Genomic DNA, 16,945 nt, shown 5'->3' on the forward strand with positions numbered 1-16,945 from the left:
TGATGACGTTTATTAGTGCAACAGGAAAAGCGTATATGCGCGGTGATGCTTTTTCGATTGTCATCCGATGCCTGCTTTTCCACAGGCAGGCGAGTGTCAACCGTGGGGTGGATGCCTGATCAGCAACCCTTGTCGCCCCTGGACCACCGGTCTACGTCCCGCGCGATACGTGTACGGACCGGCTGATCCATCATCGGACCGAACGCATCAAGGCGTGCCGGATTTCCTTCCGCCTGCACCACGAGGTGCGGGCGGATGTCGCTGCTGTTCTTGCGAACGAGCAGGATTCTCGGCCGACCGGAATAGGAATCGAGCTCGGGTGCCATGGCGTAACCCTTGAAGTCGCCGTCACCCGATTTGATCCAGCAGGTGTTGGCGCCGACCGCGACCCTCTCCATGACGTCAAGCGCGGAATGGCCGCGGCTCGGCTTCGACGTGTTCGACTGGCAGGCAGTGAGAGCGAGCGCGCCGGAAAGGCTGAACACGACGAGGGCAGGGCGCATGGGCGGGTTCCAGATTTTGACTCGGCGTTTATCCGGCCGTGTGGCGTCAGGCTGCGATGACGTCGAGAGCCGAGGCGAAGAGGCCGCGGCCGTCGCTGCCGCCGTGCGCCGCCTCGATCAGGTTTTCCGGATGCGGCATCATGCCGAGGACGTTGCCCCGGGCATTGATCACGCCTGCGATGTCGTGGATCGAGCCGTTCGGATTGGTGCCCTCGGCGTAACGGAAAACGACCTGTCCGTTGTCCTCGAGGCGCTTCAGCGTTTCGTCGTCGGCGAAATAGTTGCCGTCGTGATGGGCAACGGGGCAACGGAGAATCTGGCCCTTCGAATAGGCGCGCGTGAAGTCCGTCTCGGCGTTGACGACCTCGAGCTTGATTTCCTTGCAGACGAATTTCAGGGACGCATTGCGCATCAGCGCTCCCGGCAGCATGCCGGCTTCGACGAGGATCTGGAAACCGTTGCAGACGCCGAGCACCTTGGTGCCGCGTTCAGCCGCCGCCTTGACCGCCTGCATGACCGGCATCCGTGCGGCGATCGCGCCGCAGCGCAGATAGTCGCCGTAGGAGAACCCGCCCGGAATGACGATCAGGTCGACGCTCTCGGGAATTTCCGTCTCGGTCTGCCAGACGGTGAGCGGGGCCTTGCCGGAGATCTTGGTGAGCGCGGCAATCATGTCGCGATCGCGATTGAGGCCGGGGAGTTGAAGGACGGCTGATTTCATGGCTGGGGACCAAACCTTGCTTGGGCTTCCTGAAGCTCACGCAGCTCCAGACGGTTTTCGATGCGGTCGAGGCGGTTCTCGACGTGGCCAATTGTAACCCGCAGATTATTGAGGTCACCCTGCAGCGCGTGCAGCTGCGACCTCAATGTCTGATTGTCGGCGCGAAGCTCGCCAATGGCGATATCAACCTTGTCAAATCGGTGATTTAGCTTCTTCAGCAAGTCGCACATCAGTTCGCTGGTCACCTCGGCCACGGCCGGCTCCTTCAACCCTCAGGCGATGGAGATAGTATAGTTCTCGATGACCGTGTTTGCGAGGAGTTTCTCGCACATGGCCTTGAGGTCGGCTTCCGCCTTGGTCTTGTCGGTGCCTTCGAGTTCGAGGTCGAAAACCTTGCCCTGGCGGACATGGTCGACGCCTTCGAAGCCGAGCGCGGAGAGGGCGCCCTCGATCGCCTTGCCCTGCGGGTCCAGAACGCCGTTCTTCAAAGTTATGGTCACGCGTGCCTTGATCACTTGAGGCTTCTCCTGTCCTTACTTGACCAGAACCGGCCCGGTGCCGCGCAGCGGTTCGTTGAGATTGATGATGCCGAGCCGGCGGGCCACTTCCTGATAGGCTTCGAGAAGGCCGCCGAGATCCTGGCGGAAACGGTCCTTGTCCATCTTTTCCTTGGTCTCGATGTCCCAGAGACGGCACGAATCGGGGGAGATTTCGTCGGCGAGGATGATGCGCATCATGTCGCCTTCGTAGAGGCGGCCGCATTCGATCTTGAAGTCGATCAGCTGGATGCCGACGCCGAGAAAGAGGCCACTCAGGAAGTCGTTGACCCGGATGGCGAGCGCCATGATGTCGTCGAGTTCGGCAGGGTTGGCCCAGCCGAAGGCGGTGATGTGTTCCTCGGAGACCATGGGGTCGTCGAGCGCATCGGACTTATAGTAGAATTCGATGATCGAGCGCGGGAGGACCACGCCTTCCTCGATGCCGAGGCGACGGGCGAGCGAGCCGGCGGCGACGTTGCGCACGACGATCTCGAGCGGAATCATCTCCACTTCCTTGATCAGCTGCTCGCGCATGTTGATCCGGCGGATGAAATGGGTCGGAATGCCGATCTTGTTGAGATGTGTGAAGACGTATTCGGAGATGCGGTTGTTGAGCACCCCCTTGCCGTCGATGACTTCGTGCTTCTTCTTGTTGAAGGCGGTGGCGTCGTCCTTGAAGTGTTGAATCAGCGTGCCCGGCTCGGGTCCTTCATATAGGATCTTGGCCTTGCCCTCGTAAACACGGCGGCGACGGTTCATGGCTGGTTGTCTCTGCTGTTGGCGTCACATCGCGGACGCGTGGATCGATATGTTGCGGTCCCATAGCGGAAAACAACGGTTTTCACAATGCGGGTCTTGTCCGTTTCGATCAAATCCTCGGGTAGTGGGCGGAAGGCCTTGTCTGCGCCTAACTTCGCATTGGACTTTGACGGGGGTTTTGATTAATGGGGGGCAGAAACCCTTTGATGGCGCTAGTTTTTGGGAGACGCAGATGAGCGGCATGAGCGATCGCGAAAAGGCATTTGAAAACAAGTTCGCGCACGATCAGGAACTGAGGTTCCGGGCCGAAGCGCGGCGCAACAAGCTGCTCGGTGTCTGGGCAGCCGCGCTGATGGGCAAGGATCCGGAAGCCTATGCCAAGGAAGTGGTTGCCTCGGACTTCGAGGAAGCGGGCCATGAAGACGTTTTCCGCAAGGTTCGCGACGATCTCGCCGCCGCCGGCGTTGCCGTCGATGAGCAGGAACTGCGCACGAAGATGAGCGATTTCCTCGCCCAGGCCGTCGATCAGATCCAGAGCGAATGACATTCTGCCGGCGCGGTTCTTGCGACCGCGCCGCTCACGCCGCGCGCCAGCTCTCTGCGCGCAGGAAGGCGAACGTGTCTTCCATCCCCATCGGTTTTGCGAGGCCGTAGCCCTGCAACACGTCGCAGCCGAGTTTGGCGAGCACGCGGACCTGGTCCCGGGTCTCGACACCCTCTGCGACGATCTTCACGTTCAGTGACCGTCCTATATCGATGATCGAGCCGACCAGACGGCGCTGCTCGGGCGACCGGGCGACGCCGCGCACGAGCTCGCGATCGATCTTCAGGGAATCCGGGCCGATGCGCAAAAGACTCACGATCGACGCGTGACCGGTGCCGAAATCGTCGATCTCGATGCCGATGCCGAGCTTGCGGATGTGCGCAAGATTGGCACGGGCCTGTTCGTCGGACTCGTCGAGGAAGATCGATTCCAGAAGTTCGAACGAGACGGAGCCGGGCTCGAAGGAGAGGACGGCGAGCTTCTGGGTGAGATGCGGGTCATGGAGGCGTCGGGTCGAGACGTTGACCGATACCTTGGGAACGCGAAGGCCCTCGGCGCGCCAGCGGGCGGCATCCGCGACGGCTTTTTGAAGCAGCAGGCCGTCGATCTGCGCGACGACGCCGATCTCCTCGGCGACAGCGAGGAATTCGGCAGGCGCCAGAAGGCCGCGCTCGGGATGTTGCCAGCGGGCGAGAGCCTCGGTCCCGACCACATCGAGGCTGCGGGCGCAGAACTGGAACTGGTAGTGGGGGACGAACTCGTCCTTTTCGAGCGCGCGCAGCAGGTCGTCGGCGAGACGGTGTGCCGTCACCATCTGGTGGCGACGGTCGCGGCAGAAGAACTCGTAACGGTTACGCCCGGCGTTCTTGGCGTGGTAGAGCGCGATGTCCGCGTTGAGCAGCAATTGACGCGCATCGATGTTGCCGTCGCGCTCAAGCGCGATGCCGATGCTTGCTCCCGCGCGGCATTCGTGTCCCTCGAAGACGATCGGCCGCCGTAATTCCGCGATCAGCCGTTCCGCCATGACCGCAAGGGCGTCATCGTCGCCGTCGTAAGCTGTCAGGAAAACGAACTCGTCGCCGCCGATCCGCGCAACGAAGTCCCCGTTGTGGTGCATGGCGTCGCGCAATACGCGCGCGGCGTGGCGCAGCATCTGGTCACCGGCGTTGTGACCGAGTGTGTCGTTCACCTGCTTGAACCGGTCGAGGTCTATGTGCAGGGCGGCGAGCCCTTGTCCGCGCTCGTCGCAGTCGGCGACGATCCGGTCGAGCATCTGGTCAAGATAGCGGCGGTTCGGAAGGTCGGTCAGATAGTCGTGAAGGGCGATATGCTCGATCCGCGCCTTGGCCTCCTCGAGCTCCTCGTTGCGCGCCTCGGCAAGCGTTTTCGCCCTTTCGAGTTCCCTGTGCAGGACGACGTCGCCGGTGACGTCCCAATTGGCGCCGATCATCTTTCGGTGACCATCCGAATCGATGAAGGGCAGGGTGCGCGAGCGGATATAGTGCGTCGAACCATCCCGCAGGATCACGCGGTATTCGTCCGAGAACGGCAACAGATTGGCGACGTGGCGTTGGACCTCGCCGAACACGTGCTCTCGATCCTCCGGATGCAGCATACTCTCCCAGAGCCCGCCGATCTTGACCTCCTCCTTCCTTTCGACGCCATAGAGGGCGAACATGCCGTCGTCCCAATCCGACGTGCCGAGATCGAAATCAGCCTCGAATACGCCGACCCTGGATACTTCGAGGGCAACCTTCAGCCGCCGCGAGAGGTGTGTGAGGCGCTCCTCGGTCTGCTTGCGCGCGGTGATGTCCGTGTCCGTGCCGCTGATCCGCAGAGGACGTCCGTTGGGGGCACGCTCAATGCAAGCGCCTCGACATTCGATCCAGATGTAATGACCATCCCTGTGCAATTCGCGGTAGTCGAACGTCATGTAATCCGGATCGCCGGCGATCTGACGGTCGACACAATGGGCGACCCTTTCGCGGTCCTCCGGATGAATGCGCTCGAGCCAGGCATCCGTCTCGGACGGAATGGGTTCGTCGGGGCCGATGCCACGTATCTGCCGCCAGATGTCCGAGCAGTACCATTGGTCGAGGTCGGCGCGGTATTCCCACACGCCCGAGGACGAGCCCACGAGCGCGCTGTGCCAGCGGTTTTCCGATGCCTCGCAAGTCGCGAGCCGGTTCTTCAGGGAGGTGATGTCTGAAAGGGTGACGACAAAGAGGTCACCATCGTCCGGACACGGCGCAAGCGACCCCATGATCCAGGTTTTGCCGTCTTCCCTCTCGAGTTCGAGGCCGTGCTGTGCCTCGCCGCTCGCCGACGCGGAGAGGAGGGCTGCAGCGAACTGCGCCCGGCAAGCGGGAGTGAAGAGGCTGGAGAGGTGCCCGGCGCCGTTCAACAACGCATGCGCGGTCGCATTCGCTGCCCTTACGGCAGTTCTGACGTCAATGACGAGTGCCGCTGACGGAACTGCGCCAAGCAGGTCTGCCATCTTCGCCCGGTGCAACTCGTCCTCTTTTCGGCGGCTGCCTTCGGCCTGTGGCAATTCTAGCGCTCGCTTTGCATGGACATTTCCAGCGAAACGCTAACCTCCGCGAATTAAGATGAAATTAAAGGCGGTTCGTCGGCCCGTTCGGGCCAGCGATGGGGCCTTTCCTCAGAGCCGGGAAAGAAACTGGGCGAAAACCATCGTGCCTTCCGGCCAAGGGCCGTGGCCGGACTCGGCATTGATATGGCCGCACTCGCCCGCGTCGAGAAGCAGTGAACCCCAGGCATTCGCGACGTCCTCCGTCTGCTCGAACGCGCCGAACGGATCGTTGCGACTTGCCACCGTGATCGACGGGAACGGCAGCGGCTCGCGCGGGTAAGGTCCGAAGGTCATCAGGTGCCTGGGCCGGATCGCAGGGTTGGCGACGTCCGGCGGTGCGACGAAAAAGGCGCCCGCTACCTTGCTCGTGAACCGGGGAATGGCGTGGACCGCGGTCGCCACACCGAGCGAGTGAGCGACCAGCACCACCGGTCGGGTCGAGGCGTTCACCTCCTCGACCACGCGCTCCACCCAGTCCTCCCTGACGGGTTTCGACCACTCGGCCTGCTCCACGCGGCGGGCGGTCGAGAGTTTCGACTGCCATCGGCTTTGCCAGTGATCGGGGCCGGAATTGGTGTAACCGGGAATGATGAGAATATCGACGTCAGATGCTTTCATGCCGCTTATCTGCGTTCGCGAAGGCGCTGCGTCAAGACGAGCGCCGTGGGCGCAAGCAGAAAATAGGCTTCTCTGCCGAGTTAGCGGAAGAGGGCCGCAGTGAGGGCCACGGCGAAGGTCGCGCCATAGACGAGTGCCATCACGGAGATGAAACGCCGTCTCACGATCCGGCAGATGACGTCGTCACCCGCGTCGAAGTCGAAGCGTTCCATGACCACCCGTTCCGCCGGGACACCAGCTTCCACAAGCAAGCCGACGGCGGTTTCCATCATGACCGGCGGGCCGCAGACGAAGGCGGTGACGGCACCGGGATCGAGGCCATCGAGGATTCGGGCGAGGTGGCCCGCGTCGCAGGTCCCTTTTTCGCAGCCCGCCTCATCGTCCATATCGGTCAGGAAAATCGCCCTGAAATCATGTCCTGCCATCAGGTCCTCGATTTCCGTCCGGACCACGTGGTCGGCGGCCGACCGGGCACCGGCGATCAGCCTCACCGGTCGCGGGTCGCCGGCAGCAGCGAGTGCGCGAACGAGGCTCAGCACCGGTGCAATTCCGATACCGCCGGCGAGAAGCAGGATAGGACCGTCGCCTGCTTCGTTCAGCGTGAAGCTGCCGTGCGGTCCGTCGACGCCGATCCGCGTTCCGGACGCAAGGCGGGTGATGCTGCCGCTCATATCGCCGGCATCGCGGATCAGGAAACGCAGTTCCGGCAGGTCGGACGGGGCTGAGGCGATGGAGAACGGGTTGTCCGTCACCGTATGCCGGCGGCCGATCGTCAGCCAGGCGAATTGGCCGGCGGCGAAGGAAAAACGTTCGGGCGTATCCGTTTTCAGCACGAGTTCGGCGATCGTGGGGCTGAGTGCGCGCGCAGAGGCGACCGTGAACCCGTTGCGGAAGGCGTGGACAGGCCTGAGGACATAGACCACGAGGAGCGACGCCAAAGCAACGAGGGCGATGAAGAGCAATGCGGAAGCGCCGAGGGGATCGGCCATGAAACGGGCGTTCGTGAAGGCGTGGTGCAGCCCGAGTAGAACGAGAGCCACTGCCGCTGCACCGTGACCGAGGCGCCATGCCGGATAGGGCAGCAGCTTTCCGCGCAAATATTTGCCGGCGAGAATGAGGAAGACTGCAAGCAGCGTCGCAACCACGCCCGTGAAGAGGTCCGCGCGCAGCAGATATCCGAAGAGCCTTCGCGCCATCGCCGCGACACCGCTTTCGCCGGGGCGAAAGAGGAAGAAGACGATATGGAGGCCGAGCATGCCGAGAGCGCCGCCGGCGGCAAGCCGGTGAAAGCCCATGGTCCGGTCGAGACCGATCCGGCCGGAGATGGTCTCGAAGCGGCCCGAGGTCACGAACTGCATGAGGAACATGGCGAGTGCCGCGACACCCGCAGCGCGCGCAAGCAATGAGAATGCCGTCGGTCCTTGCTGCCCACCTGTAAACGATGCGAGCAGAACGGGGCCAGCCGTCAGGACGACATAGGCGACCGCGAGAAGCGGTGCGGACAAACCGATGAAGCGACCTCCGGCTGAACTGGGATGCGGCATTCGATGTTTCTCCCTAGGCGGACGCCATTCGCCGGCGGATGTATTGCCATTTCCGTATGCACGAATGTTCTGCTGTCGGTCTTGACGCAAGTCAATGTGGAAGCGTGTTCGCACACGCCGGAACGTCGCAGCACTTCGCGCGTTTACCTGCGACTTTTCTACGGCGGAGCACAAATGGCAGAGAAAATCAGTATCTTCGCACGATTTGCGACGGCGGTTTCTGAATGGACCGGCCGTCCGGCCGTTTTCGCTCTCGCCCTGGCATCGATTGCAGTCTGGGGACTGACCGGCCCAGTGTTCGGCTTCAGCGAAACGTGGCAACTGGTGGTCAATACCGGCACGACCATCATCACCTTCCTGATGGTCTTCGTGCTCCAGAACGCGCAGTCGCGCGATACCCGGGCGATCCAGACGAAGCTCGATGAACTGATCCTTACCAGCAAGGCGGAGAACCGTTTCATCGGCATCGAGAATCTCGATGAGGAAGAATTGAAGCGTCTCAACGCACTTCTCGGCGAGGCCGCAAAGCGTGACCTGCACGCGCGGGAGACGGCCCTTTCGACCTATGGTGGTGGTTCGCCGGCAGGACACGACGATGAGGCGCCGCCGCTCGAATCGGCGGCGCCTCGCTGACCGGTTGACGGCTCAGCCGAAAACGCGCCTGAAGATCGTGTCGACGTTCTTGGTGTGGTAACCGAGGTCGAACTTTTCGCGGATCTGCTCTTCGGAGAGCGCCTTGCGCACGTCGGCGTCGGCGAGCAGCTCCTCAAGGAAGTCCTTGCCCTGTTCCCAGACCTTCATGGCATTGCGCTGGACGAGGCGGTAGGCGTCCTCACGCGAGACGCCAGCCTGCGTGAGTGCCAGCAGCACGCGCTGCGAGTGCACGAGGCCGCGGAACTTGTTGAGGTTCTTCAACATGTTCTCGGGATAGACGACGAGCTTCTCGACGACGCCCGCGAGCCGGTTGAGGGCGAAGTCGAGGGTGATCGTCGTATCGGGACCGATGCCGCGTTCGACGCTCGAATGGCTGATGTCGCGTTCGTGCCAGAGCGCCACGTTTTCCATCGCCGGCACGACCGACATACGTACGAGGCGGGCGAGGCCGGTGAGGTTCTCCGTCAGGACCGGATTGCGCTTGTGCGGCATGGCCGACGAGCCCTTCTGGCCGGGCGAGAAGAATTCTTCCGCCTCCAGCACTTCCGTGCGCTGCATGTGACGGATCTCGATCGCAACGTTCTCGATCGAGGAGGCGATGACGCCGAGCGTTGCGAAGAACATCGCGTGCCGGTCGCGCGGGATCACCTGCGTCGAGATCGGTTCCGGCTTCAGACCGAGCTTTTCGCAGACATGTTCCTCGACGCGGGGGTCGATATTGGCGAAGGTACCGACGGCGCCGGAAATGGCACCCGTCGCGATCTCGGCACGCGCCGCTTCGAGGCGTGCACGGTTGCGGTTCATCTCGGCATAGAAGCGGGCGAAGGTCAGCCCCATCGTCGTCGGCTCGGCATGAATGCCGTGGCTGCGGCCGATGCGGATCGTATCCTTGTGTTCGAAGGCGCGGGTCTTCAGCGCAGCGAGGACGCGGTCCATGTCGGCAAGCAGGATGTCGGCGGCGCGAACGAGCTGGATGTTGAAGGTCGTGTCGAGCACGTCCGAAGAGGTCATGCCCTGATGGACGAAGCGGCTGTCGGGTCCGACGAATTCGGCAAGATGGGTGAGGAAAGCGATGACGTCGTGCTTGGTGACGGCCTCGATCTCGTCGATGCGGGCGACGTCGAACTCCGCCGCGCCGCCCTTTTCCCAGATGGTCTTTGCCGCTTCCTTCGGGATCACGCCGATCTCGGCGAGCGCGTCGCAAGCGTGGGCCTCGATCTCGAACCAGATGCGGAACTTGGTTTCGGGCGACCAGACGGCGACCATTTCGGGCCGGGAATAGCGGGGGATCATAGGCCTATCTTTCCTGGAAAGCTGCGGGATGGCGTCGCTTTAGCAAAGACCGCCGGCAATCTCAACGGTTGCGGCGTGCCAGCAGCAGGCTTGCCGCGACGAGAAAGACAAGGCCGAACGGCAGGAAGAGGCGCAAACCGAGGACGAAGAACTGAAAGACTGCCGAGGCAGACGTGAAGACGAACTGGAACGCCCAGATCCGCGTGCCGAAGGGGGCGTGCCACTGCGCGTAGAACGAGCGGTACTGCAGGGCGAAGAGGAAAGCGGTAAAGGCGACCGTGCCGATGGAGAGAAACAGGAAGCCAGCGGCAAAGCGTGTCTCCACCGGGCGGCCGAGGCTGAAGAAGCGGGTGACGGGCACGGCGGTCAGCCATCCGAGCATACCGCCGCCTAGAAAGAGTAGCAGCAACTGGTCCCGGTGGGCGTAGGGCGTCCAGTGCAGCACCCACATTGCGAGCTGGCAGGAAAGTGCCATGACCGCGCCCCAGACGGGCGCGCCGAGAAGCCAAAGGCCGACAGACGGAACGCTCGCCGCGAGGCGGCTGCGCGAGGTGAGCGGCGGGGGGCGGGAGGTCTGGAGCATGTCAGGGATGCACCGGTACGGCGATCCAGCGTCCGTCGCGGCCCTCGAAGCCGAAGCTCAGCACGAGGACGAGGGCCATGTGGACGGGAGGCCCCGACGGCGGCGTGTGGGTCACAACCCCAGCAAGACGGTAGCCCGTCGCGCAATTGCGGCTAGCGGGCAGATGGTCGTCTTCGTGGATCAGGTCGTCGGCCACGGTGCCGTCACGTTCGGTCAGGCGCAGCCGGAATCCCCTGACCTCATCGACGATGTCCTTGCAGGCCTGCGGCGCGGCAAGCGCATAGTCCTCCAGGGTCAGCGTATAGGGCTTGCCGAAGGGCGGGTCGCTGGGGAAGGGCAGGTATCGAAGCCGATGCGGGTCGGATTCGACGTCCGTAATCGGGTTGAAGGCGACGACTTGCCCCGGTTCATCGGCAAGACCATTGCCATCGATGAGCGGGGCTGCCTTCTTCGCCGCTTCGGCACGGGCGGCCCCGAGGCCCGCCTGCTCGTCATCGATCCGCACCCGGATCGGCGTTCCGGGGAGGTAGGTGTCGTTCACCGTGTCGAGAACGTAGATGTTCGAATAGGGAAAGCCGGATCCGTCCTGAACGCCGTATTCCTCGAAGGCGTAGATCTTGCCGTCGCCGGAAAAACCGATCGACCGGAAGCCGGCGATGTCACCGGCCGTGGCGGCCGTCGCGGCGAGCGCGAAACCGGCCGTCAGTCCTGCAAGCGATCCCCGCAATCCCCTCAACGACGTCCCTCTTCGGCAGCCTTTCTCAGACTGTCGACGGTTTTGCGGTAGTCGTCAACGCCTTCGCCCTTGTAGATCGCCGAGCCTGCGACCAGCACGTTGGCGCCGGCAGAGGTGACGAGCGGGGCTGTGGTCGCGGTGATCCCGCCGTCGACCTGCAGCATGATCGGGCGATCGCCGATCATCAGGTTCGCTTGGGCGATCTTCTCGACCATGGCCGGGATGAACTTCTGTCCGCCGAAGCCCGGATTGACGCTCATGATCAGGAGCAGGTCGATGTCGTCGAGCACGTGTTCGAGAACGGAGAGCGGGGTCGCCGGGTTGATCGAGACGCCCGCCTTCTTGCCGAGCGCCCGGATGGTCTGTAGCGAGCGGTGCAGGTGCGGGCCGGCTTCGGCGTGAACGGTGATGTAGTCGCAGCCGGCCTCGGCGAAGGTTTCGAGATACGGATCGGCGGGGGCGATCATCAGGTGGCAGTCGAAGACGGCCTTGGTGTAGGGCCGGAGCGCCTTCACCACCGCTGGGCCGAAGGTGATGTTCGGTACGAAGTGGCCATCCATCACGTCGAGATGGATCCAGTCTGCGCCCGCTTCGACGACGTCGGCGACTTCCTGGCCGAGCTTCGCGAAATTGGAGGCGAGGATCGAAGGGGCGATCAGCAGCGGGCGGGTCATGGGCTCTTTCCTTGTCGGCGGTGACTTTGGCGTGGCCTTAACATTGCGGGCGAGGCGCGGCAACCGTACCAAGGGCGAGGACATCCGGGCCACTTGACCTGGCCCGCTCGCCGGGCCATCCCTGCGGGTGGTTTGTGGAGGCGAGCATGAAGCGATTTGCGATCATTACCGGAGGGAGTTCGGGTATCGGGCGGCACCTGGTGTCGGCCTTCGCCGCGGACGGCTATGACGTTGCCTTCAGCTACCTCGGGGCCATCGAGGATGCCGAGACGACGGTTGCCGCCGCCTCCGGTGGCGGGCGGGTCCTGGCGGCAGCCTGCGACGTCGGCGATGCCGCGGCCGTGGAGCGCTTCGTGACCGAAGCCGAGGCATGGGCGGGCCAAGCGCCGGACGTGCTGGTCAACAATGCCGGCATACAGACCTGGTCGCCACTGCTCGAACTGTCCGAGGAACGCTGGGATGCGGTCATCCGCACCAATCTCAAGGGTACGTTCCTGAACACGCAGATCGTCGCCCGGCACATGGTTACCGCCGGCAAGGGCGGGTCGATCATCAACATCGGCTCCGGCTGCAACAAGCACGCCTTCCCGCGGCTCGTCGACTACACGGCGTCGAAGGGCGGCGTCGAACAGTTCACCAAGGTCGCGGCGGTCGAACTCGGGCCGAGCGGCATCCGCGTCAACTGCGTCGCGCCGGGCGCGATCGAGACCGAGCGGACGAAGGCAGAGGCTCCGGACTATGCCGAGACGTGGGGCGCGGTGACGCCGCTGCGCCGTGTCGGCACGCCGGACGACATCGCCGGTCCGGTGCTGTTTCTCGCAAGTGAAGCAGCGGGCTTCGTCACCGGCCAGACGATCTGGGTCGACGGCGGCGTATTTTCGCAGCCGCAATGGCCGTATTGACGCGACGGCTGGCCGGGCAGGCGGTCTCGCCCCGTGCCATTAAGTAATATTTAATTGCATATGTATTGTAATGGCGTCGTTTCGATACCGGAACGTCTCTTCCTCTTTTTTCTTTAGTAAGTGCTTATATTTTGAGTAGTTATCCTGGCAAGTTCGCGCGTGATATCCGCGGAAATTTCGGCGTCCTGACGGCAATTCTTTTCGCGACCATTGCCTTGGCGATCGGCATCGCCATAGACGTCAGCGTGGCTCTCAACCGGAAGATGGAGATACAGGCGGCCGCCGACGCCGCTGTCCTCTGGGCGGCGGGGCATTATGAGGATGGCATGGACCTCGCACCGCTCGAGCCAACGGTCCAAGCCTATCTTTCGACGAATTCGAACGACACGGCGGAGCTTCTCTCGGGACCAACACTCACCAGCGACGGAGACCTCTGCCTTATTGCGAAATCGCAGGTGCCCACCACATTCATGCGAATCGCGTCCATCGAGATGGTGCCGGTCAGCGTCAAGGCCTGCGCGCTGCCGATGAACCAGAACCAGATCGAGATAGCGCTCGTGCTCGACGTGTCGAGTTCGATGATCGAGCAGAACCGGTTCGTTCCGATGCAGACGGCCGTCACCAGCTTCCTCAACGGTCTGGCGAGCGACGGCGAACTTCCCTCGAATGTGCGGATATCGATCGTGCCGTTTTCGAGCCGCGTCAATTTCGGCATGCATTATTCCGGCTGGTTCACCAGCTATAACGGCTTGCCGGCCATTCCGACCCGGTGGACCAATCCGCAATCCGTCTATTCCTCGTCGAAGTACGGTTTCTCGAAGTGGCTGGACGGGCAGACCTGGCTCGCCTACACCTCCACCAACTACTACTGGACTGGATGTGCCGAGCCGAGGGCCGACGTCGATATGCGGACGACCGGCAATCTCACAGACCGATCGCTTGGCGACGCCCCCCGAGCGATGTCGGTTTTGTCGCGATGGACAGCAATCCTCAATCCGCCCAGAGCTTCTGTCCGCCGCCGATCACGGAGTTGTCGGGTGATCTCGCCGCACTGACGACAGTGGTCGACGGCCTGACGTCCGAGGGTTCGACGCGGCTCGACGCCGGCATGCTCGCCGGCTGGTACACGCTTTCGCCGCGATGGGCGAAAGCGTGGGAGACCGGCCAGCCGCTGGAATACGGAAAGACCGCCAAGAAGTACGTGGTCTTCATGACCGACGGCGGCATGAACGTGAAGTATGGTCCCTCCGACACCGACAAGCTGGACTGGCTTTGTGACAAGGAGCGCACCTCGGCCTGCAACAAGATCGCCGTCAACGCCCTGTTGTCGACCTGCAGCAAGATGAAGACGGCGGGAATAAAGATCTATTCGATTTCCTATTCCAACGATGCAGACGTCACCAACATCCGCGACTGCTCCTCGGGCACGGGCTATTATTATTCGGCGTCCGTCAGCAGCATCGAGGCGGTCTACAAGAAGATCGCCGAGGAGGTCGTTGTTCAGGCGCTACGCCTCTCGCGCTGACGGGCGACGCGCACTCGTCGCGCGTTCAGCCCAGGTGTCGGCGCTACTGTCCGACGGCGCCGGCGGGTACGAAGCGTCCGTCCCGCCACTCCATCAGCACGTAGGGATTGTCGGCAAGGTCGTGGCCGGGGTCGAAGGTGACGTTGCCGATCGCCGTCTCGAAGCCGGTTCCGACCAGAGCCTCGGCAACGGGCATGCCCATTGCAGAGGAGAGGCCCGCTGCATCGGCGACCAGCTCGACGCTGGCAAAGGCCGGTAGCACGTAGCCTTCCGGGACGATGCCCTTGCCGCGCAGGAAAGCAACGGCCTCCTGTGCCGAGGGGAAGTTATCGTATTCCGGCAGAGCAACGGCCAGTGTTCCCGCGGCGAGCGCGACCGGCTGGTCTGCGGCCCGCATGGCGTCGCCCCCCATCAGGGTCAGCGTCGTCTTTTCGGCCGCCGCATCGCGGGCAATGATCGCCACGTCGTTGCGGTCGCCGCCGACGAAGACGCGGGTGGCTCCGGTCTTCTTGAGACGCCGCACCAGCGCCACCTGCTGTTCCTGCCCGGGGCGGTAGGTATCGGTGAAGACCGGCTTCATGCCGCGCTCCTCCATTCCCGCCCGGACCGCCTCCACCAGTTCGCGACCGTGGATCGTGCCGTCTTCGACAAGCGCGACGGCATCTCCGGACCAGTCCCGCAGGATGACGTCAATGACCTTTTCGGCTTCGTCATCGGCGGTCGGTGCCATCCTGAAGAACGGCCATTCGTTCTTCAGGGCATCTTCCATCAGCACCTTCCATCGAACCGAAAGGGTGATCGCGGGGATGCCCGCCTCCTTGAGGAGCGGCAGCGCCCCGTCGAGCGACTCGCTGCAGAGAAAGCCGATCGCTGCCGTGACCTTCGCGTCCCTCAGTTCACGACCGATCGCTTCGCCGCTGCCCGCCTCGCAGGTTTCGGCGATGGGGCGAACCTCTATTCCGAGCCTCTCCGCCGCCGCTTCGGCACCATCCTGCATCTGTTTTCCGAGAAGCGCGAAGGGCCCCGACTGCGGTGCGACCACGCCGATGCTTGCCGCTGCCGCGGCCGTCGCCGACAGAGCCGTCGCGGCAAGCAGGACCGGCAGCAGGCGCAAGGCGGACTTCAAATTCTTGTTCTCCTTCACGAAACGGCGGCAGCTTATCCGAGACGCGGGGTCGCACAAACCGCAAATTGGCCGGTCGACGGCGGTTTTCGAAAAATCGTCGGCGTTGTGGAAAATGTAAACCTTGCAAGCCATATTGTGGGCAAACCAATGTGCGGTGAGAGCTTTTGCCGCGGAGAGAAGCGATTGTTGAACACGCAGCAGATGGATCCCGTCCTTTATCGGGAAGCGATGAGCCGCTACGCCGGTCACGTCCAGATCGTGACGACGGAATATGAGGGCGTGCGCCGCGGCGTCACGATCACGGCCGCCTGTTCGGTGTCGGACCGTCCGCCGATGTTGCTCGTCTGCCTCAACAACAACAACCCGAACAACGCGGTGTTCTTCGAGGCCGGCTATTTCGCGCTCAATACGCTCGGTGCGCAGCACCAGACGCTCGCCAACGCCTTTGCCGGCTTCGGCGTGAAAGAGGCCGACGCCCGCTTTGCGCTCGCAGAATGGCAGGTACTCTCGACCGGCGCGCCGGTGCTGAGCGATGCCGTGGTGGCTTTCGACTGCCGGGTCGCCGACCGCAAGGTGACGGCGACCCACACGGTGCTCTTCGGTGAGGTCGCGGCAGTTCATTTCGGGCCGCGCGAGCCGGCGCTCATCTATCTGGACCGCGGCTACCGCAGCTTGTAATCTCCTCTCGAAAGGGAGGAACGATGGCCAATTTACCGGTAGGGGGCATTCCCGCGACGATCGACGAGATGCTCGCACTCCTGTCGTCGCATGACTATCTTGCAAGCCGATCCCTGGCCACCGTCCTCTTCCTCGCGCTGAGGATGGAACGCCCGCTTTTTCTCGAAGGAGAGGCCGGCGTCGGCAAGACCGAGATCGCCAAGGTGCTTTCGGCGGCGCTCGACCGGCCGCTGATCCGCCTCCAGTGCTATGAGGGGCTGGACGTAGCCTCGGCCGTCTACGAGTGGAACTATCCGGCGCAGATGCTGGAGATCCGGCTTTCCGAGGCGGCGGGGATATCCGATCGTGACCGGCTGGAGCACGACATCTTTTCCGAACGCTACCTGATCCGCCGGCCAGTGCTGCAGGCGCTGACCAGTGAAGGCGGCCGTGCGCCGGTCTTCCTGATCGACGAACTCGATCGCACCGACGAGGCCTTCGAGGCCTTCCTGCTGGAGGTGCTTTCGGACTTCCAGGTGACGATCCCGGAATTCGGCACGGTCAAGGCAGCGCATCCGCCGATCGTCATCGTCACCAGCAACCGCACGCGCGAGGTGCACGATGCGCTGAAGCGCCGCTGCCTCTATCACTGGGTCGATTATCCCGACGCCCGGCAGGAGCTGGAGATCATCCGCCGCAAGGTGCCGGGCTGCAACGAGGCGCTGTCGCGGCAGGTGGTCGCCTATGTGCAGAAGCTGCGGACCGTCGATCTCTTCAAGAATCCCGGGGTCGCCGAGACGATCGACTGGGCGACGGCACTTACCGAGCTCGACCGGGTGGCACTCGATCCTGAGACCATTTCCGACACGCTGGGTACCTTGCTCAAATATCAGGACGACATCGCCCGCATCCAGGGCGGCGAAGGCCGGAAGATCCTGTCCGAGATCGAGGCCGAACTCAGGGCGGTGGGCTGA

At 63.1% G+C, this 16,945-nt stretch carries 20 protein-coding genes; 7 read left to right on the top strand and 13 right to left on the bottom strand.

The features are described 5' to 3' along the window. Positions 1–119: 119 nt before the first annotated feature. From H4I97_RS06270 to purC, 5 genes are read right to left on the bottom strand one after another with little or no spacing between them, the layout of a single operon-like run. Complete coding sequence (locus tag H4I97_RS06270) at positions 120–503, bottom strand: hypothetical protein (RefSeq protein ID WP_182307051.1); 384 nt, start codon at positions 501–503, stop codon at positions 120–122. A 46-nt stretch (positions 504–549) separates the two neighbouring features. Then, on the bottom strand, positions 550–1,224 hold the full coding sequence (gene purQ, locus H4I97_RS06275) for a phosphoribosylformylglycinamidine synthase subunit PurQ (RefSeq protein ID WP_148177357.1): 675 nt from the start codon (positions 1,222–1,224) through the stop codon (positions 550–552). After that, positions 1,221–1,478 (bottom strand): hypothetical protein, encoded by a 258-nt coding sequence (locus H4I97_RS06280; protein ID WP_182307052.1) that lies wholly within the window; start codon positions 1,476–1,478, stop codon positions 1,221–1,223. Before H4I97_RS06280 ends, purQ begins: the two co-directional genes overlap by 4 nt. An 18-nt stretch (positions 1,479–1,496) precedes the next feature. Further along, entirely contained in the window at positions 1,497–1,739 is a 243-nt protein-coding gene (gene purS, locus H4I97_RS06285) for a phosphoribosylformylglycinamidine synthase subunit PurS (protein ID WP_182307053.1), read from the bottom strand. Between the two features lie 18 nt (positions 1,740–1,757). Next, entirely contained in the window at positions 1,758–2,522 is a 765-nt protein-coding gene (purC, locus tag H4I97_RS06290) for a phosphoribosylaminoimidazolesuccinocarboxamide synthase (protein WP_182307054.1), read from the bottom strand. Positions 2,523–2,754: 232 nt separating this feature from the next. On the opposite strand from purC, the gene H4I97_RS06295 reads away from it, so the two are divergent. After that, positions 2,755–3,066, top strand: coding sequence for a DUF1476 domain-containing protein (locus H4I97_RS06295; protein ID WP_182307055.1), 312 nt, complete (start codon positions 2,755–2,757; stop codon positions 3,064–3,066). A gap of 34 nt (positions 3,067–3,100) precedes the next feature. Here H4I97_RS06295 and H4I97_RS06300 read toward each other — a convergent pair whose 3' ends face one another. The 3 genes from H4I97_RS06300 to H4I97_RS06310 all read right to left on the bottom strand — a co-directional run bounded on the left by H4I97_RS06300 (position 3,101) and on the right by H4I97_RS06310 (position 7,821). Next, on the bottom strand, positions 3,101–5,563 hold the full coding sequence (locus tag H4I97_RS06300) for a sensor domain-containing protein (protein WP_182307056.1): 2,463 nt from the start codon (positions 5,561–5,563) through the stop codon (positions 3,101–3,103). Between the two features lie 165 nt (positions 5,564–5,728). Then, complete coding sequence (locus H4I97_RS06305) at positions 5,729–6,277, bottom strand: RBBP9/YdeN family alpha/beta hydrolase (protein ID WP_182307057.1); 549 nt, start codon at positions 6,275–6,277, stop codon at positions 5,729–5,731. Between the two features lie 80 nt (positions 6,278–6,357). Then, positions 6,358–7,821, bottom strand: a complete 1,464-nt coding sequence (locus tag H4I97_RS06310; RefSeq protein WP_182307058.1) for a ferredoxin reductase family protein — start codon at positions 7,819–7,821, stop codon at positions 6,358–6,360. 174 nt (positions 7,822–7,995) lie between these two features. Here H4I97_RS06310 and H4I97_RS06315 point away from each other — a divergent pair, with 174 nt between their 5' ends. Next, on the top strand, positions 7,996–8,454 hold the full coding sequence (locus H4I97_RS06315; RefSeq protein ID WP_182307059.1) for a low affinity iron permease family protein: 459 nt from the start codon (positions 7,996–7,998) through the stop codon (positions 8,452–8,454). 12 nt (positions 8,455–8,466) lie between these two features. Here H4I97_RS06315 and purB read toward each other — a convergent pair whose 3' ends face one another. From purB to rpe, 4 genes are all read right to left on the bottom strand, one after another. Next, complete coding sequence (gene purB / locus H4I97_RS06320) at positions 8,467–9,768, bottom strand: adenylosuccinate lyase (RefSeq protein WP_182307060.1); 1,302 nt, start codon at positions 9,766–9,768, stop codon at positions 8,467–8,469. A gap of 61 nt (positions 9,769–9,829) precedes the next feature. Further along, positions 9,830–10,351 carry a hypothetical protein gene (locus H4I97_RS06325; protein ID WP_182307061.1) on the bottom strand — a complete coding sequence of 174 codons (522 nt, stop codon included), beginning with the start codon at positions 10,349–10,351 and terminating at the stop codon, positions 9,830–9,832. A gap of 1 nt (position 10,352) precedes the next feature. After that, a complete protein-coding gene (locus tag H4I97_RS06330; RefSeq protein WP_378143582.1) occupies positions 10,353–11,087 on the bottom strand; it encodes a DUF2259 domain-containing protein in 735 nt (244 codons plus the stop codon). Beyond that, positions 11,084–11,761 carry a ribulose-phosphate 3-epimerase gene (rpe, locus tag H4I97_RS06335; protein ID WP_182307062.1) on the bottom strand — a complete coding sequence of 226 codons (678 nt, stop codon included), beginning with the start codon at positions 11,759–11,761 and terminating at the stop codon, positions 11,084–11,086. Before rpe ends, H4I97_RS06330 begins: the two co-directional genes overlap by 4 nt. Positions 11,762–11,907: 146 nt before the next feature. Between rpe and H4I97_RS06340 the strand changes: the two genes are divergently transcribed. The 3 genes from H4I97_RS06340 (at position 11,908) to H4I97_RS06350 (ending at position 14,188) form a co-directional block, all read left to right on the top strand. Beyond that, entirely contained in the window at positions 11,908–12,663 is a 756-nt protein-coding gene (locus H4I97_RS06340) for an SDR family NAD(P)-dependent oxidoreductase (RefSeq protein ID WP_182307063.1), read from the top strand. 131 nt (positions 12,664–12,794) lie between these two features. Then, complete coding sequence (locus H4I97_RS06345) at positions 12,795–13,718, top strand: pilus assembly protein TadG-related protein (protein WP_182307064.1); 924 nt, start codon at positions 12,795–12,797, stop codon at positions 13,716–13,718. Then, entirely contained in the window at positions 13,694–14,188 is a 495-nt protein-coding gene (locus H4I97_RS06350; RefSeq protein ID WP_182307065.1) for a vWA domain-containing protein, read from the top strand. Before H4I97_RS06345 ends, H4I97_RS06350 begins: the two co-directional genes overlap by 25 nt. Positions 14,189–14,231: 43 nt before the next feature. Here the strand turns inward: H4I97_RS06350 and H4I97_RS06355 are convergent, their stop codons facing one another. Next, entirely contained in the window at positions 14,232–15,314 is a 1,083-nt protein-coding gene (locus tag H4I97_RS06355; protein ID WP_244658723.1) for a branched-chain amino acid ABC transporter substrate-binding protein, read from the bottom strand. A 183-nt stretch (positions 15,315–15,497) separates the two neighbouring features. On the opposite strand from H4I97_RS06355, the gene H4I97_RS06360 reads away from it, so the two are divergent. Further along, positions 15,498–15,992 (top strand): flavin reductase, encoded by a 495-nt coding sequence (locus H4I97_RS06360; protein WP_182307067.1) that lies wholly within the window; start codon positions 15,498–15,500, stop codon positions 15,990–15,992. 23 nt (positions 15,993–16,015) lie between these two features. After that, complete coding sequence (locus H4I97_RS06365; RefSeq protein ID WP_182307068.1) at positions 16,016–16,945, top strand: AAA family ATPase; 930 nt, start codon at positions 16,016–16,018, stop codon at positions 16,943–16,945.

Origin of the sequence: Ciceribacter thiooxidans, from assembly GCF_014126615.1 — a bacterium.
Taxonomy (GTDB): domain Bacteria; phylum Pseudomonadota; class Alphaproteobacteria; order Rhizobiales; family Rhizobiaceae; genus Allorhizobium; species Allorhizobium thiooxidans.

Bases quoted from the DNA above. Each gene is read 5' to 3' on its own strand.
- H4I97_RS06270 (WP_182307051.1), bottom strand. From the start codon at position 503: ATGCGCCCTGCCCTCGTCGTGTTCAGCCTTTCCGGCGCGCTCGCTCTC.
- purQ (WP_148177357.1), bottom strand. From the start codon at position 1,224: ATGAAATCAGCCGTCCTTCAACTCCCCGGCCTCAATCGCGATCGCGAC.
- purC (WP_182307054.1), bottom strand. From the start codon at position 2,522: ATGAACCGTCGCCGCCGTGTTTACGAGGGCAAGGCCAAGATCCTATAT.
- H4I97_RS06295 (WP_182307055.1), top strand. From the start codon at position 2,755: ATGAGCGGCATGAGCGATCGCGAAAAGGCATTTGAAAACAAGTTCGCG.
- H4I97_RS06300 (WP_182307056.1), bottom strand. From the start codon at position 5,563: ATGGCAGACCTGCTTGGCGCAGTTCCGTCAGCGGCACTCGTCATTGAC.
- H4I97_RS06305 (WP_182307057.1), bottom strand. From the start codon at position 6,277: ATGAAAGCATCTGACGTCGATATTCTCATCATTCCCGGTTACACCAAT.
- H4I97_RS06310 (WP_182307058.1), bottom strand. From the start codon at position 7,821: ATGCCGCATCCCAGTTCAGCCGGAGGTCGCTTCATCGGTTTGTCCGCA.
- H4I97_RS06315 (WP_182307059.1), top strand. From the start codon at position 7,996: ATGGCAGAGAAAATCAGTATCTTCGCACGATTTGCGACGGCGGTTTCT.
- purB (WP_182307060.1), bottom strand. From the start codon at position 9,768: ATGATCCCCCGCTATTCCCGGCCCGAAATGGTCGCCGTCTGGTCGCCC.
- H4I97_RS06325 (WP_182307061.1), bottom strand. From the start codon at position 10,351: ATGCTCCAGACCTCCCGCCCCCCGCCGCTCACCTCGCGCAGCCGCCTC.
- rpe (WP_182307062.1), bottom strand. From the start codon at position 11,761: ATGACCCGCCCGCTGCTGATCGCCCCTTCGATCCTCGCCTCCAATTTC.
- H4I97_RS06340 (WP_182307063.1), top strand. From the start codon at position 11,908: ATGAAGCGATTTGCGATCATTACCGGAGGGAGTTCGGGTATCGGGCGG.
- H4I97_RS06365 (WP_182307068.1), top strand. From the start codon at position 16,016: ATGGCCAATTTACCGGTAGGGGGCATTCCCGCGACGATCGACGAGATG.